This is a genomic window from Paenarthrobacter sp. NPDC018779 (assembly GCF_044391085.1).
Lineage (GTDB): Bacteria > Actinomycetota > Actinomycetes > Actinomycetales > Micrococcaceae > Arthrobacter.
Genome location: NZ_JBIRZS010000001.1, coordinates 134,217 through 150,693 on the forward strand (window position 1 = coordinate 134,217; position 16,477 = coordinate 150,693).

Genomic DNA, 16,477 nt, shown 5'->3' on the forward strand with positions numbered 1-16,477 from the left:
GTTTCACCGGAAGAGCCGGGCACCTGCCCTTCAGTGCAGGTGCCCGGCTCTTTGACTTGCCGGTCCATCCGTCATGTGCTGCCGGGTTGCGGAAGCATTCGCTTCCGGGAATAGACTGGGAGAATTAAATCGGTCGTGAGGGGTACTTCTGTGGAAGAACGTGCGACGTCGGCACCACCGGCGGGCGGGGAAGACGGTCACAGCGGGGTGGCTGTTCCAGCAACAAGCGTGGCTGGACGGACTGCTGCTGTCCCGGTTGATGCCCCCGGGCCACGCCCAACCTTCCCTGGACGACGCGAACGCACACGCTCCCGCCTGGCCCGCCTGACCGGCAGGGGAGTGGCGCCATACTCGCCCATCCTGGAGCCGTTGCTGCGGACTGTCCGGGCCAACAACCCCAAAGAGGACTTCGACCTCATCCAGCGCGCTTTTGCCGTCGCGGAGCGCAGCCACCAGGGGCAAAAGCGCAAGAGCGGCGATCCGTACATCACCCATCCCGTGGCCGTCGCCACCATCCTGGCGGAGCTCGGCATGACCGGGACCACGCTGGCGGCAGCCCTGCTGCACGACACCGTGGAGGACACCCCGTACACCCTCGCCGACCTGACGCGGGACTTCGGACCGGAAGTGGCCATGCTGGTGGATGGCGTCACCAAGCTGGACAAGGTCAGCTTCGGCGAGGCGGCCCAGTCCGAGACGGTCCGAAAGATGGTCGTGGCCATGGCCAAGGACATCCGTGTCCTGATGATCAAACTGGCGGACAGGCTCCACAACGCCCGGACCTGGCGGTTTGTATCCGCTGAATCTTCCTCCCGCAAGGCCCGCGAGACCCTTGAGATCTTCGCTCCGCTGGCCCACCGCCTGGGCATGAACACCATCAAATGGGAACTTGAGGACTTGTCCTTCGCAGCCCTGTACCCCAAGGTGTACGAGGAAATCGTGCGGATGGTGGGGGACCGGACGCCGGAGCGTGAGAAGAGCCTCAGCGTCATCCGCAACCAGATTGCCGATGACCTCCGCACCGCGCGGATCAAGGCGACCATCACCGGTCGCCCCAAGCACTACTACTCCATCTACCAGAAGATGATCGTCCGGGATAAGGACTTCGACGACATCAACGACCTCATGGGCGTCCGCGTCCTGGTGGACTCCGTCCGGGACTGTTACGCAGCCCTGGGCACCCTGCACTCGCGTTGGAACCCGCTCCCGGGACGGTTCAAGGACTACATCGCGATGCCCAAGTTCAACATGTACCAGTCACTGCATACCACCGTGATCGGTCCTGGCGGCAAGCCCGTCGAGATCCAGATCCGGACCCACGAGATGCACCGTCGGGCGGAATACGGTGTGGCAGCGCACTGGAAGTACAAAGACCAGCCCAACCGCACGGCTGTTGGTCCGGGAAGTCCGCGTGACGGAGACATGGGTTGGCTGCGGTCACTGGTTGACTGGCAGCAGGAAACCTCCGATCCCGGCGAATTCCTCGATTCCCTGCGTTACGAGATCAACGCCCGGGAAGTGTTCGTGTTCACGCCCAAGGGCGAGGTCATGGCTCTCCCCGCGGGATCCACGCCCGTTGACTTCGCCTATGCCGTCCACACCGAAGTGGGCCACCGCACCATCGGCGCCCGGGTCAACGGCAAGCTGGTACCCCTCAACAGCGAACTGAACCATGGCGACTGGGTGGAGATCTTCACCTCCAAGGCGGAGGGTGCCGGCCCCAGCCAGGACTGGCAGCATTTCGTCAAGTCGGCGCGTGCCCGCAACAAGATCCGCCAGTGGTTCAGCAAGGAACGCCGCGAAGAAGCCATTGACCGCGGCAAGGACATGCTGACGCGGGCCATGCGCAAGCAAAACCTGCCCTTGCAGCGCCTCATGACCCATGACGCGTTGTCATCCGTGGCCGAGGACTTCCATTACGTGGATATTTCCGGCCTGTACGCGGGTGTGGGAGACGGCCACACGTCTGCGCAGTCGGTCATGGAAAAGCTCATGGAGCAGTTGGGTGGCCATGAGACGCCTGATGAGGACCTTGACGAGGTCAGCATTCCGACCCAGGTTGCCAAATCCAAGTTCTCCGATTCCGGCGTCATTGTGCGTGGCGTGGGCGACGTGTGGGTCAAGCTCGCCCGGTGCTGTACGCCCGTCCCGCCGGATCCCATCCTGGGCTTCGTGACCCGTGGTTCGGGAGTCTCGGTTCACAGGACCGACTGTACGAACGTTGCAGGCCTCCGGGACCAGCCGGACCGGATCGTGGAAGTGGAATGGGCTCCGACGCAGTCGAGTGTCTTCCTGGTGGAGATCCAGGTTGAGGCTTTGGACCGCAAGTCCCTGCTCTCCGACGTCACCAGGGTTCTTTCGGACAACCACGTGAACATCCTTGCAGCATCGGTCCACACGTCCAGCGACAGGGTGGCCATTTCCAAGTTTGCCTTCGAGATGGGTGACCCGAAGTATCTGCACCACGTCCTGAGCGCCGTACGCCGCATCGACGGAGTCTTTGACGTCTACCGGACCACGGGCAACCGCCGCCGAAGCTAGCCATCCTGTAACCGGGCCAAGGTGGCGAGGGCGCGCTTCTTATGCGGTACCCGCGGGGCAGCCTGCACGGCCAGGGTCACCAGGCGGAGCCGGACTCCGAGGTCCGGCTTTTCCAGGAGCGAAGACAACGCCGGGAGGGCATGCTCGGCTTCGACGTGCAAGGCGATGTCCGCTGCGGTCCGCAAAGGGCTGCTGACGAGCAACCCGCCAAGGCTGACGACATCAAACTGGCCGAGCCGGACCTCGTGCAGGCTGCAGCCCCGGGCACCACGGATGCTGGAGATGCGGTGCTTCGCATCAACCAGAAGCGTCAGGCTCCTGGGTGGCCTGGCACAACCGTAGATCCATGCCGCCGTCAGCCTGCCGGCCACCACTTTGGTCCGGATGCGCTCCGGAACGGTCAGCGCGGCAGCCCGGGCCCTGAGCCGCGGGGTGACCGCGGAACCAGGCGCTGCGTAGCTCTTTCCGTACAGGGGCGACAGGATGCCATCCGATGCCATGCTTTGGAGTTCGGGCCAGGTGAAGATGCGTGGCGCTGAGTAGAGCTCATGCAGCACGGGTTCTTGCAGATGCGAGGTGGTGACAGCGGAGACCATCCATCGATCATTTCCCGAACCCCGAAAACGAGCACAGGCCCCGTCCCGGCTATGTGGATAACCGGGGCGGGGCCTGCCATCGTGGGATAACTCCTACGCGAGGTCGCTAGCGGAGCGCTGGATCTGGTCCAGCCAGGCCTGGCGGGCTTCGAGGGCTTCGCGGGCAGCCTTGATGCGGCGCTGGTCGCCTGCCGTCTCTGCCTTCTTCAGGTCATCCTTGAGGCTGGCGATGGCCGACTCAAGCTGCGAGAGCGCGCTGTTGGTGCGGGCCTTGGTCTCCGGGTTGCTCCGGCGCCACTTCTCTTCTTCGGCTTCCCGGACAGCGTCCTCAACCTTGCGAAGGCCCGCCTCGATGCGTCCCATGTCCGCGCGCGGCACCTTTCCGGCGTCCTCCCACCGGTCACGGATGGACTGGAGGGCCTTCTTGGCAGCGTTCAGGTCATTGATGGGGAGGAGGGCCTGGGCTTCGGCCACCAGCTCTTCCTTGACGGCCAGGTTGGCGGTGTATTCCTGGTCGATCTGGTCGTTGGCCGCCTGCCGGTTGCTGAAGAAGACGTCCTGCGCAGCACGGAACCGGGCCCAGAGGGCGTCGTCGTCCTTGCGGCTGGCGCGGGGAGTGGCCTTCCACTGGTCCATGAGCCGGCGGTATTCGCCTGCGGCATAGCCCCAGTCCGTTGACGAGGAGAGTGCCTCGGCCTCGGTGATCAGTGCTTCCTTGGCTGCCTTCGCTGCGGAGTTGTTGCTGTCCAGCTGCGAGAAGTACGCGCGGCGGTGGCGGTCGAAGACCGTGCGAGCGGATCGGAACCGCTTCCACAGTGCGTCCTCGTTGCTGCGTCCCAAGCGGACGCCGCTCTTCTGCGCCGCCTTCCAGGTCTCGAAGAGCTCGTTCATGCGGGCGCTCGAGGTCTTCCACTGGATCTGCGCGGGGTCCTGTCCGGCGATGGACTCGGCTTCGGCGACGATCGCTTCGCGGGCAGCGAGTTCGTTGGCCCGGACGGCGTCGTGCGCTGCCTTCTCCGACTTTTCCAGCTCCACGATCTGGGTGGAGAGCGAGTCCAGGCGCGCCTCGGCGGAGCGGATATCGCCCACCATGTTCCGTTCGGCCAATTGTTCCCGCAGGTGGGCAACGGTCTTCTGCATGTCCGTGGCCGGTGCCTTGGATTCCACGCGGTGCTCCAACAGCACCACCTGGGCAATCACGTCGTCGAACTTCCGGGCGAAGTACCCCAGGGCCTCATCAGGGCTGACGCCGGGGTATTGGCCCACGGCGAGTTCTTCACCGTCCAAGGTAAGGAACACATGGCCGTCGCCCTCGGCGCGGCCCCACTTGGCGGCTTCCGCGAGGGACGCTGCGGACACTGCCGGAGCGGCAGGTACGACGGCGGCCGGAGCCTTGGGACGCGCTGCGAAAGCAGCGGGGGAGGGAGCCGGGCGGGGCGCAGCAGGCTTGGCTTCCGGCGTCGTGGTTTCGACGCCAGGCGTCTCTTCCTGGCCGCTGCCTTCGGTCGCCTCGACGGCTTCCTGGTTGGTCACTGCTGCTGTTTCGTCGGATTTCTGACTGTCTGTCACCGCTAAAAGTCTTTCGCTTGGAGGGACTGCTAAAGGTCATGCACCCCAGGCCGGGGCCGGGAGTCGGTTACTTCAGTGAAAAAGAGTCTATCGTGACAGGTGCCACAGGGGCGCCGTCGTTGTTGGCGGCACCTGCCTTAAGCCCGGCCGCCGCGATCTTGGTGACCACATCCAGGCCACTGGTCACTTTCCCCACAACGGTGTAGCCGCCGGCAGAGTCCGAGGGGATCAGGGTGTCCTTGTAGACGATGAAGAACTGGTGGCCGTTTCCGTAGGCGTTGTTGCCGCTGCGGGCTACGGCGATGGTTCCCGCGGGGTACTTGTTGTCGGCCGGCGTGTTCTCCAGCGGACCCCACCGGTAGTTCGGGTCGTCGGAACCGTCCTCGGCCTTGGCGCCGCACTGCAGCAGGCCGAAGGTATCGGAGGTTGTCAGCCGGTGGCAGAAAGCGCCGGCGTAATAGCCGGAATCGCTGAGCGACTTGAGGACGGCGGCAGCCTGTGGGGCGGTGGTTCCATCGATCTGGACTCCCACCACGCCGCTGTTCAGGGTGAGTTCTCCCGTGAAGGTCTTCCCCGCGGCTGTGTCCGCACTGGGAACGTCCGCGCTGTTGGTGGCTGCGGGCGAGGCGGACGGTGAGCTGAGCCCTGCCTGGGCCGCTGCATACTCCTCCTCGGTGGGATTGGAGCTGAACACCGTCAACTGGAGGACCACGGCCAGGACCAAGGCCACGACGGCCGCGGTGACGGCAAGGACGTTGTCCCGCTTGCGCCGCTTGCCCTGTTCCTGCCGCAGGGCACGCTTGGCTTCCATTTGCCGGATGCGTCGTCTGGCCTCGCGTTCATCGCGCGACTTCGTTGCCAAGAGTCCTCCTGTTAATGTCCGTGTACCAGGGCGGCCGAAGGGATCCGGGCATGCTGCATTAGAAGTGCACGCGAGGAAAGCATAAACTGGCTGCCGCACATAGTTTATGCATGACCGTCTGGACTCCTGCCCAATAAACGCTGATTGGATGTTTATTGTCGCCGCATTGAATTTCGGGTCCGCTTTCTTCGAGGAGACATTTCCACCATGGCACGTACCGCCTCCCTGTCCGGATTCCCCGAGTGGCTTCCCCAGGAGCGGTTGGTGGAACTCCATGTCCTGGATACCCTCCGCAAGACCTTCGAACTGCACGGCTTCTCATCGATTGAGACCCGCGCGGTGGAGACGGTTGGCCAACTTCTGCGCAAGGGTGAAATCGACAAGGAAGTCTATGGATTGAGCCGGCTCCAGGATGACGAAGGTGAACCTGCGAAAGCTGATCGCTCGGACCCGAACGCACTTGCCCTGCACTTCGACCTGACGGTGCCGTTCGCCCGGTACGTCGTGGAGAACGCCGGCTACCTTGCCTTCCCCTTCCGCCGCTACCAGATCCAAAAGGTGTGGCGCGGAGAACGCCCGCAGGAGGGCCGTGCCCGGGAGTTCACGCAGGCTGATATTGACGTTGTGGGCGATGGTGAGCTGCCGTTCCGCTACGACGTGGAAATCGCCTTGGTCATTGCCGAAGCCCTGAGCGCCCTTCCCATTCCGGAGTTCCGGCTCCGCGTGAACAACCGCAAGCTGGCGGAAGGCTTCTACCGCGGCATCGGCCTCACGGACACTACAGGGGTGCTGCGCAGCATCGACAAGCTCGAGAAGATCGGTGCGGACAAGGTGGCGGAGCTGCTCAAGAGCGAGCTCGGGGCCACGGACGAGCAGGCCGGCCTGGCCTTGCAGCTTGCCACGATCCGCACCGACGACACGTCCTTCGTGGCCCAGGTCAAGGCTCTCGGCGTCAAGGACGACCTTCTTGACGAGGGCCTGAGCGAGCTCGAGCAGGTCATTGAGGCAGCAGTGCTGCGCGCCCCCGGCAAGGTGCTGGCAGACCTCAGCATTGCCCGCGGCCTGGACTATTACACCGGTACGGTGGTGGAGACCGTCCTGGTGGGCCATGAGCAGCTGGGTTCCATTTGCTCGGGTGGCCGTTACGACGCCCTGGCCAGCAAGGGCAACCGCAAGTTCCCCGGCGTTGGCCTCTCCATTGGCGTGACCCGCCTGGTCTCGCGGATCCTGAGCCAGGAGTTCGCCACGGCCTCCCGTTCCGTGCCGACTGCGGTCCTGGTTGCCTTGAACCACGATGACAGCTGGTCCGCAGCCCAGGACGTAGCTGCGCAACTGCGCAGCCGTGGCATCGCCACGGAAGTCGCTGCGAAGGCCGAAAAGTTCGGCAAGCAGATCAAGTTTGCCGACCGCCGAGGCATTCCGTTCGTGTGGTTCACCGATGAGGATGGCAAGCACCAGGTCAAGGACATCCGTTCGGGCGAGCAAGTGGATGCGGATCCGGCCACCTGGACTCCGTCGGACGAGGACCTGTACGTCCGGGTCACCACCGCCTGACTTCCCCCGTAGCGGGGGCCGCGGCCGGGGCGGGTAAACTCGGACGGGATCGTCCTTGCGGACATCCCTAAAAATTCATGCTGAAAGGAATGCTGTGCTGCGCACACATGACCTCGGATCACTCCGTTCCGAGCACATTGGACAAACCGTTACCCTGGCCGGCTGGGTAGGCCGCCGCCGCGATCACGGTGGCGTGGCATTCGTTGACCTGCGTGATGCCTCCGGTGTCGCCCAGGTGGTTGTCCGCGAGGAAGAGGTCTTCCACGGCCTGCGCAACGAATACGTCCTGCAGGTGACCGGTACCGTCAACAAGCGTCCCGAAGGCAACGAGAACCCCGCCCTGGCCACCGGCGACATTGAGGTCATCGCGGACAAAGTGGTGATTCTCAACACTTCCGATCCCTTGCCGTTCCAGATTGACGAGCACGTGGAAGTTGGCGAGGAGGCACGCCTCAAGCACCGCTACCTGGACCTCCGCCGGCCGGGCCCGGCCCGCAACATCCGCCTCCGTTCCGAGGCCAACCGCGTAGCCCGTGAATTGCTGCACCAGCGTGGATACGTCGAGATCGAAACTCCCACGCTGACGCGTTCGACGCCGGAAGGCGCCCGCGACTTCGTGGTTCCGGCGCGTCTGGCCCCGGGTTCCTGGTACGCCCTGCCGCAGTCGCCGCAGCTTTTCAAGCAGCTTCTCCAGGTGGGCGGCTTCGAGAAGTACTACCAGATCGCCCGCTGCTACCGTGATGAGGACTTCCGCGCGGACCGCCAGCCCGAGTTCACCCAGCTGGACATCGAGGCCAGCTTCGTGGACCAGGACGACATCATCGACTTGGGCGAAGGCATCGTCAAGGCCCTGTGGCAGCTGATCGACGTCGAAGTCCCCACGCCGATCCGCCGTATGACCTACCTCGACGCCATGGCCCGGTACGGTTCGGACAAGCCGGACCTGCGCTTCGGCCTTGAGCTGACCGAGCTGACGGAATTCTTCAAGGACACCAACTTCGGTGTGTTCAAGGCTCCCTACGTGGGCGCCGTGGTCATGCCCGGTGGAGCGTCCCAGGCCCGCCGCGCCCTGGATGCCTGGCAGGAATGGGCCAAGCAGCGCGGTGCCAAGGGTCTGGCTTACGTCCTTTACAAGGAAGACGGCGAGCTGGCCGGTCCCGTGGCCAAGAACCTCACCGAGCAGGAACGCGCCGGCCTGGCGGATGCCGTGGGCGCCAAGCCGGGGGACTGCATTTTCTTCGCCGCGGGCGAGAAGTCCGCTTCGCGTGCACTGCTCGGCGCGGCCCGCGTGGAGATCGGCCACCGTACCGGCCTCATCGACCCGAACGACTGGGCCTTTGTCTGGATTGTCGACGCCCCCATGTTCGAGCCTGCTGCCGCCGCTGTGGCGTCCGGGGATGTTGCGGTTGGCGCCGGCCAGTGGACAGCCGTGCACCACGCCTTCACCTCGCCCAAGCCTGAGTTCCTGGACACCTTCGACCAGGATCCGGAATCGGCGTTGTCCTACGCCTATGACATTGTGTGCAACGGCAACGAGATCGGTGGCGGTTCCATCCGTATCCACCAGGCCGATGTCCAGGAGCGCGTGTTCAAGCTGATGGGCCTGGACAAGGAAGATGCCGAGACCAAGTTCGGCTTCCTGCTCGAGGGCTTCAAGTACGGCGCCCCTCCCCACGGCGGCATCGCCCTCGGCTGGGACCGCGTGGTGGCCCTGCTGGCCGGCGTCGAGTCGATCCGCGACGTCATCGCCTTCCCCAAGACCGGCAACGGCTTTGACCCGCTGACCGCAGCGCCTGCTCCGATCACGGCGCAGCAGCGCAAGGAAGCCGGAGTGGACTTCAAGCCGGAGGCCAAGCCCGCCGCAAAGCCGGAGACCAAGTCCGAGTAAAGTTCCCCTTCGAAGGCTCCCCGTCCGCGGGGAGCCTTTGCCGTTCCCGCCGTCAGTGAAAGGTGGCCCCCTTCATGCTGGACCAATCTTCGATCGAAGCCCTCATGGACGAGGCCTGGCCGTCCTTGGACCGGGAAGAATCTGGTGCTTGGTTGCTGAGGGCGTCTCAGGGCGTGACGCAGCGGGCCAATTCAGTGTGGCCACGCGGATTGTCCGCTGGCGCGGACGGCGCGGCGCTGGCCGCAGCCGTCCGTGATGCCTCCGAGTGGTACCGTCGCCGCCGCCTCCCGCTGATTTTCCAGGTTTTCGACGACGCCCGCAGCGCCGGCCTCAATGACCTCCTGGACGGTTTGCGCTTCACCCGGCAGTCCGCCACGCAGATCATGGTGCGCGGCACGTCAGGCCTGCCGTCGTCCGGCGACGGCCGCGTGGAGATGTCGCGTGGCCCGTCGGAGGAATGGCTGCGGCTGTGGTGGTCGGTGGACGGCCGCGGCGGTGAGCCTGAACTGGAGGTTGCACGCAGGATCCTGACCGGCTGTCCTTCCGTCTACGCCTTGGTAAGGGACGACGGCGGCCAGCCCGCCGCCGTCGGGCGTCTCGCTGTGGCGGGTGGCTGGGGCGGCATCTATGGCATGGCAACGTCCGAAGCGCACCGCAGGCGAGGCTACGCAACCCTGGTGCTGGACGCCCTGCTGGGCCAGGGGGCGAAGGAGGACCTCAAGGGATTCTGGCTGCTGGTCACGGCGGCAAACCACGGTGCCCGGAGCCTGTACCGGCGGGCCGGCTTCACGGACTATGGCAGCTATTTCTACCGGCAGGCGCCGTTGCGGCGTGCACCCTCGGGCTGCTAGGGCCGTCCAGGACCATCGGTGACGGTGATCCGGATGGAGCAGGCGTCGGACGCGGCTTTGCGCAGGATGGCAGTCTTGGGCTCCTGCACATCAAGGAAAGCCAAGCGGGTCCGTTGAGCCCAGGCCTGCACGGCGGAGGCATTGAGTACCTGCTCCACCAGGGCGCGGTCCCCTCCCGGGACGATGTATTCGATGAGGTGTGAAGCAAAGATCCGGGCCACATGTTCGGCTGCGGTCTCCACCAAAGCGTCCGCCTGGTTGGATCGCCGCCTGGCAAACCTTTGCTGTGACTGTCCGCCTGCAGAGGTGCGGGACTGGACATAGCGGTTGCCGCTCTTCGACGCGAGGATCCTGCCGCCGCTGGCTGCGGCAATGGCGAAGCCGCCACGTCGGACCAGGACAAGGCCAAGGCCGCGTTCCTGGGCAGCCAGGGAGGCCAGGCGCTCCAGTTCAGTGGCGCCGCGCCCCGGCCGCCCGTCGATGGGCCATGGCGGCCTGAGCGCAGCGGTGGTGCCGTCGGCGGCCCGCAGGACCAGGCCGTCGCCGTCGAAATCCTCGGCCACGGACCCGTGGCCGGCGGCAAACCGGTCCACCCAGCCCCTGAGCCGCGCGGCAGCAACCAAAGCCGTCCGGCTGGCGGCGCGGGGTCCTTGTTGGTGCGGGCTGGTTACGGGCCGGTCCACGTCAATGTCTCCTTTGCTGGAACTATGAGTAGCCTATCCATGTGGAAGATCTCTTTGGTGCCGGCGCAGTCGACGACGACGAGTCGGAGGACGTGCCCGCGGCCGGGGGAGTCTCCGATGCCAAGTGGATGGCTTCGCAGCGCAGCCCGTTGGCGGTCCGCATGCGTCCCCGGACCCTTGATGACGTGGTGGGACAACAGCACCTCCTCGGCCAAGGCTCACCACTGCGGCAGTTGGCGGCCGGCGCGGAAGCCGCAGGCCCGGCCGGCCCCAGTTCCGTGATCCTTTGGGGGCCTCCAGGTACAGGAAAAACAACCCTTGCGCACGTGATCGCCCGGGGGCCGGGCCGGAAGTTCGTGGAGTTGTCCGCCATTACGGCGGGCGTGAAGGACGTGCGGCGGGTGATGGATGAGGCCCTGACTGCCCGGGACCTCTATAAGAAGACCACCGTCCTGTTCCTGGACGAGATCCACCGGTTCAACAAGGCCCAACAGGATGCCCTGCTTCCCGGTGTCGAAAACGGGTGGGTGGTGCTGGTGGCGGCCACTACGGAGAATCCATCCTTCTCCGTCGTGTCACCCTTGCTGTCGCGCTCGTTGCTGCTGACGCTCAAGCCACTGACCGACGAGGACATTTCGGGCCTCCTGCAGCGGGCGGTCCTGGATGCGCGTGGACTCGGTGGGCGGGTGGAGCTCAGCCAGGAGGCCTTGGAGCACCTGGTGCGCTTGTCGGGTGGGGACGCGCGGCGGGCGCTGACTGCGCTCGAAGCCGCCGCAGGTGTCGCTTTTGGCGACAACGCCGCCGTCGAAGGGGAAGAAGCGCACGACGCCGAGCCGGGCCTTGCCGACGACGGCGCACCGGACGCGCCGGTACCCGTGGAGTTGCGCCACACCGAACGCGCCGTGGATGCGGCAGCCGTCCGGTATGACCGGGCCGGCGACCAGCACTACGACGTGGCGAGTGCCTTCATCAAGTCCATCAGGGGTTCGGACGTGGACGCTTCCCTGCACTACCTCGCGCGGATGCTCGAGGCGGGGGAGGACCCTCGGTTCGTCGCCCGACGGATCGTGATTTCCGCGGCCGAGGACATTGGCATGGCTGACCCTACGGCCTTGCAAACAGCGGTCGCGGCAGCGCAGGCCGTCCAGTTGATCGGCATGCCGGAGGGCAGGATCATTCTCGCTGAAGCCGTGGTCCACCTGGCAACCGCACCCAAGTCCAATGCCGCCTACATGGGAATCAACAAAGCCATCGCGGACGTCCGTGCCGGATACGGTGGGGGCATACCGATGCACCTTCGTGACGCCCACTATCCCGGGGCCAAGCAGCTCGGCCACGGCCAGAGCTACAAGTACGCCCACGACGAGCCGCATGGCGTGGCCACCCAGCAGTATCCGCCCGACGACCTGGTGGGCAAGGACTATTACGTGCCCACCAACAACGGCGCGGAGAGGGACATTGCCCCCAGGCTCGAACGGCTGCGCAAGATCATCCGCGGCCAGTAGCTCCCTGGTGCCGGTCCGCGACCGTGGAGCCGTGGCCCGTGGTAGGATTGATCTTCGTCTGGCATGACCCGACGCACAATCCCATGGAAGTTTCCTTCGATGGCACTGTGCCGTGGGCCAGTAGCAAGAGGCAGCGGTTGGCCGATGCTCTCCCTGATGGAGGCCAGGAACACTGATACACCGCAGTAATTTGGAAGGACACAAGTGGCTAACAACACTCGTGCTCGCCGTACCGCACGCCTCTCGCGTGCACTCGGCATCGCTCTGACCCCCAAGGCCGCCAAGTACATGGAGCGCCGCCCGTACGGCCCCGGTGAGCATGGCCGTGCCCGCAAGAAGCAGGACTCCGACTACGCCGTTCGTCTGCGTGAAAAGCAGCGCCTGCGCGCCCAGTACGGCATCCGCGAAGCCCAGATGACCCGTGCCTTCGAAGAAGCACGCCGTACCAAGGGCCTGACCGGTGAAAACCTGGTTGAACTGCTCGAGATGCGCCTGGACGCCCTGGTTCTCCGTGCAGGCTTCGCCCGCACCATCGCCCAGGCCCGCCAGCTGGTTGTGCACCGCCACATCCTGGTTGACGGCATCCGCGTGGACCGCCCGTCCTTCCGCGTCGGCGAAGGCCAGCTCATCCACGTCCACAGCCGCTCCGAGGTCATGGCACCGTTCCAGGCAGCAGCTGCCGGTGCACACGTCCTGGCCACCACCCCGGCTTACCTGGATGTCAAGATCGACGCCCTGCAGGCAAAGCTGGTTCGCCGCCCGAAGCGCTCCGAGGTCCCCGTGATCTGCGAAGAGCAGCTCGTCGTCGAATTCTACGCTCGCTAAATTTTCCAGCAGCGCACTGAGAAGCCCGTGGCATACGCCGCGGGCTTCTCTGTCTTTGCGGTTGGACTATGCGGTGTTGCCTGCGCAGGTGAGATGAGGCTCCTTTTGTCTGTAAGGTACTTGGGGAAGCCCCAGCCAAACCGGAAACGGCCGGCGCGGGCAGCGCAACGATCCTAGGAGATGAGTTCTATGTCTGGTGGCGACATCGCCGGCCTGATTGCGGCAGGAGTCTTCGCGCTCCTGGTTCTGTTGCTGGCTGTGCCGATCTTGAAGCTCGGCGGAGTTTTCGACGAAGTCCGCTCGTCCATCCGTTCCATCAGCGACGGCGCCACGCCCCTCATGGACGAGGTGACGGCCACGGTGTCCACCACCAACCAGCAGTTGAAGAAGGTGGACGGCATTGCCTCGAACGTTTCCGATGCCTCCGCCAACATTTCGGCACTGTCTTCGCTCGTGGCGGCCACGGTTGGTTCACCGCTGATCAAGGTTGCCGCGTTCAGCTATGGTGTCCGCTCCGCGTTCGCCAGGAAGAGCACCCCATCGTCCGGCCGGCGCAGCCGCTGATTCCCCGGGAGGGCATCACACATGAAGAGAGTTGTCTGGATGGGCATTGGCGTCGCGATCGGCGTCATCGCCTTCAAGAAGTTCAACGAGGCGCAGGCCTCCATCGGGCCTGATGGCCTGAACCGCGCCGTTGGCCGGCTGGCCGACGGGCTGTTCGACTTTGCCGACGCGGTGCGCGCGGGCATGCACGAGCGCGAAGAGGACCTCCGGGCGGCGTTGGGCATCGACGACGCCGTCCGCAGGTAGCGGGCGGGTTCGCCCCCGCGCCCGCAACAGGGCAGAATGGAAAGCTGCGGAACGGCATCAGCCGGTACCGCGCACAACGTGTGCAGTGAATTGAGAAGGGTAAGTAATCAGCCAATGAAGTCGCAGGAGATCACCAAGCGCTGGGTGGACTTTTTTGTCAGTAAGGGCCACACAGCCGTTCCCTCCGCGTCGCTCGTTTCCAGCGACCCGTCACTTCTCTTCACTGTGGCCGGCATGGTGCCGTTCATTCCCTACCTGACTGCCCGTGAAGAGCCGCCGTACAGCCGCGCCACGAGCGTCCAGAAGTGCATCCGCACCGGCGACATCGAGGAAGTCGGAAAGACCGCGCGCCACGGCACGTTCTTCCAGATGTGCGGCAACTTCTCCTTTGGTGATTACTTCAAGGAAGACGCCATCAAGTTCGCCTTCGAACTCCTCACCAAGAGCGTGGACGACGGCGGCTACGGGCTTCCGGCGGAACGCCTGTGGGTCACCGTCTACGAAGAGGACGACGAAGCCAAGGAGCTGTGGCTCAAGAACACGGCCATCCCGGCTGAGCGCATCCAGCGCATGGGCAAGTCCGACAATTACTGGCACACCGGCCAGCCCGGACCCGCCGGTCCGTGTTCGGAAATCTACTATGACCGCGGTCCCGAGTACGGCATCGAGGGCGGTCCCATCGCGGACGAAACCCGCTACATCGAAATCTGGAACCTCGTGTTCATGCAGTACCAGATCGAGAACGTCCGCTCCAAGGTGGACTTCGACATTGTTGGCGAACTTCCCAACAAGAACATCGACACGGGCCTGGGCATGGAACGCCTTGCAATGATCCTGCAGGGCGTGGAGAACATGTACGAGACCGACCAGGTCCGTCCAGTGATCGACAAGGCTGCCGAGCTGTCCGGCAAGGAATACACCTCCGCCGAGACCGACGAAGATCCGCACCACACCGACGACGTCCGCATGCGTGTTGTGGCCGACCATATCCGTTCAGCCCTCATGCTCATCGCCGATGGCGTGGCACCCTCCAACGAGGGCCGTGGGTACGTCCTGCGCCGCCTGATCCGCCGCGCAGTGCGGGCCATGCGCCTCCTTGGAGTCGAGAACGCCTGCCTCCCCGAGCTCCTGCCGGTCTCCCGGGACGCCATGAAGGGCGTTTACCCCGTGGTCGAGACCGATTTCGCCCGCATCAGCCGCATTGCCTACGCCGAAGAAAAGGCGTTCCTCCGGACCATCGCTTCAGGCACTGCCCGCCTGGAAGATGCTGTTGCTGAGTCCAAGGCCGCCGGCGTCCCGCTCTCCGGTGCCGACGCCTTCACGCTGCACGACACCTACGGTTTCCCGATCGACCTCACCCTTGAAATGGCCGAGGAAGCCGGACTCAAGGTGGACGAGGCCGGATTCCGTGCACTCATGCTCGAACAGCGCCAGCGTGCCCAGGCCGACGCCAAGGGCAAGAAGGGCGGCCACGCCGACCTCACGGCCTACCAGGAACTGCTGGGCGAAGGTGACACGGTGTTCACCGGCTACGACGAGCTTGAAGGCGAGTCCAGGGTCCGTGGCATCGTCAGCGGCGGCCAGCGGGTTGCCCACGCGTCGACTGGCGACGAAATCGAACTCGTGCTCAACGAGACCCCGTTCTACGCCGAGGCCGGTGGTCAGTCGGCAGACACCGGCCTTATCACCGGCGACGGTTTCGTCGTCGAGGTCCTGGACGTCCAGCGGCCCGTCAAGGGCCTGAGCGTCCACAAGGCAATCGTGCGCGAAGGCGAGATTGCCGGCGACGCCCTGGTGCGTGCCGCCGTCGACCGTGAACGCCGCCACGCCGCAGAGCAGGCCCACACGGGAACGCACATTGTGCACGCGGCCCTGCACCAGATCCTCGGCCCGGAAGCTACCCAGCGCGGCTCCTTCAACAAGGCCGGGTACCTTCGCTTCGACTTCGCCTGGGGCGAAGGCCTCAGCTCGGCCACGCGCTCGGAAATCGAGGAAGTCTCCAACATCGCCATCCGCAACAACTTCCGGGTGGAAACCAAGGTGATGGGCCTCGCCGAGGCCAAGGCTCTCGGAGCCATGGCCTTGTTCGGTGAAAACTATGGCAGCGAAGTGCGGGTAGTGGAGATCGACGGCGCCTGGTCAAGGGAGCTTTGCGGTGGCACGCACGTCTCCAACACCTCCCTGATCGGCAGCCTCTCGCTGCTGGGCGAGCAGTCCGTCGGCTCCGGAAACCGTCGCGTGGAGGCCTTCGTGGGCCTGGACGCCTTCCGCCACCTTGCCGCCGAACGTGCCCTGGTCACCGAGCTGACCGAACTCCTGAAGGTGCCCTCCGGCCAGTTGGCAGACCGCATCTCCAGCACCTTGAACAAACTCAAGGCCACCGAGAAGGAACTTGACCGCCTGCGCAAGGAACAGCTTGCTGCAGCCGCGGCAAACCTGGCAGGCACCGCACGTGACGCTGCGGGCGTCCGTGTCATTGCCCATGACGCCGGTCAGGTTGGCGGCGCGGACGATCTCCGCAACCTCGCCCTTGACCTCCGGAACCGCCTGGGTTCCGAGGCCTCCACGGTGGCTGTCGCAGGCGTCAGCAACGATCGTCCCGTGGTCCTGGTGGCCACCAACGAGGCCGCCCGCGACGCCGGAGTGAAGGCCGGTGCCTTGGTTCGCCTCGCAGCCGGCATCCTCGGCGGAGGCGGCGGCGGCAAGGACGATGTTGCCCAGGGCGGTGGTACTGACGCTGCGAAGGTCTCCGAGGCCCTCGCAGCGGTAGTGGACGCGATAGCCAAGCGCTGA

General features: G+C 65.1%; 13 protein-coding genes. 9 read left to right on the top strand and 4 right to left on the bottom strand.

The features are described 5' to 3' along the window. Nucleotides 1-150: 150 nt before the first annotated feature. On the top strand, nt 151-2,541 hold the full coding sequence (locus ACH488_RS00675; RefSeq protein ID WP_397321945.1) for a RelA/SpoT family protein: 2,391 nt from the start codon (nt 151-153) through the stop codon (nt 2,539-2,541). Here the strand turns inward: ACH488_RS00675 and ACH488_RS00680 are convergent. The 3 genes from ACH488_RS00680 to ACH488_RS00690 form a co-directional block, all read right to left on the bottom strand. Then, complete coding sequence (locus tag ACH488_RS00680; RefSeq protein ID WP_397321626.1) at nt 2,538-3,137, bottom strand: hypothetical protein; 600 nt, start codon at nt 3,135-3,137, stop codon at nt 2,538-2,540. The genes ACH488_RS00675 and ACH488_RS00680 overlap by 4 nt on opposite strands. A gap of 93 nt (nt 3,138-3,230) precedes the next feature. Next, entirely contained in the window at nt 3,231-4,706 is a 1,476-nt protein-coding gene (locus ACH488_RS00685; RefSeq protein ID WP_397321627.1) for a DUF349 domain-containing protein, read from the bottom strand. 67 nt (nt 4,707-4,773) lie between these two features. Next, nucleotides 4,774-5,568, bottom strand: coding sequence for a peptidylprolyl isomerase (locus tag ACH488_RS00690; protein WP_397321628.1), 795 nt, complete (start codon nt 5,566-5,568; stop codon nt 4,774-4,776). A gap of 207 nt (nt 5,569-5,775) precedes the next feature. Here ACH488_RS00690 and hisS point away from each other — a divergent pair, with 207 nt between their 5' ends. From hisS to ACH488_RS00705, 3 genes are all read left to right on the top strand, one after another. Further along, complete coding sequence (gene hisS / locus ACH488_RS00695) at nt 5,776-7,122, top strand: histidine--tRNA ligase (RefSeq protein ID WP_397321629.1); 1,347 nt, start codon at nt 5,776-5,778, stop codon at nt 7,120-7,122. 94 nt (nt 7,123-7,216) lie between these two features. Further along, nucleotides 7,217-9,010 (top strand): aspartate--tRNA ligase, encoded by a 1,794-nt coding sequence (gene aspS, locus ACH488_RS00700; RefSeq protein WP_397321630.1) that lies wholly within the window; start codon nt 7,217-7,219, stop codon nt 9,008-9,010. A gap of 74 nt (nt 9,011-9,084) precedes the next feature. After that, nucleotides 9,085-9,861: a GNAT family N-acetyltransferase gene (locus ACH488_RS00705; RefSeq protein WP_397321631.1), complete on the top strand. Its 777-nt coding sequence runs from the start codon at nt 9,085-9,087 to the stop codon at nt 9,859-9,861. On the opposite strand, the gene ACH488_RS00710 is transcribed toward ACH488_RS00705, so the two are convergent. After that, nucleotides 9,858-10,544 carry an acVLRF1 family peptidyl-tRNA hydrolase gene (locus ACH488_RS00710; RefSeq protein WP_397321632.1) on the bottom strand — a complete coding sequence of 229 codons (687 nt, stop codon included), beginning with the start codon at nt 10,542-10,544 and terminating at the stop codon, nt 9,858-9,860. The genes ACH488_RS00705 and ACH488_RS00710 overlap by 4 nt on opposite strands. Before the next feature lie 41 nt (nt 10,545-10,585). Between ACH488_RS00710 and ACH488_RS00715 the strand changes: the two genes are divergently transcribed. From ACH488_RS00715 to alaS, 5 genes are all read left to right on the top strand, one after another. Then, entirely contained in the window at nt 10,586-12,049 is a 1,464-nt protein-coding gene (locus ACH488_RS00715; RefSeq protein WP_397321633.1) for a replication-associated recombination protein A, read from the top strand. 204 nt (nt 12,050-12,253) lie between these two features. Next, nucleotides 12,254-12,874: a 30S ribosomal protein S4 gene (rpsD, locus tag ACH488_RS00720; RefSeq protein ID WP_387437188.1), complete on the top strand. Its 621-nt coding sequence runs from the start codon at nt 12,254-12,256 to the stop codon at nt 12,872-12,874. Between the two features lie 189 nt (nt 12,875-13,063). Beyond that, a complete protein-coding gene (locus ACH488_RS00725; protein WP_397321634.1) occupies nt 13,064-13,438 on the top strand; it encodes a DUF948 domain-containing protein in 375 nt (124 codons plus the stop codon). A gap of 21 nt (nt 13,439-13,459) precedes the next feature. Then, nucleotides 13,460-13,684, top strand: coding sequence for a DUF6167 family protein (locus ACH488_RS00730; protein WP_397321635.1), 225 nt, complete (start codon nt 13,460-13,462; stop codon nt 13,682-13,684). A gap of 114 nt (nt 13,685-13,798) precedes the next feature. Next, nucleotides 13,799-16,477, top strand: a complete 2,679-nt coding sequence (alaS, locus tag ACH488_RS00735; protein ID WP_397321636.1) for an alanine--tRNA ligase — start codon at nt 13,799-13,801, stop codon at nt 16,475-16,477.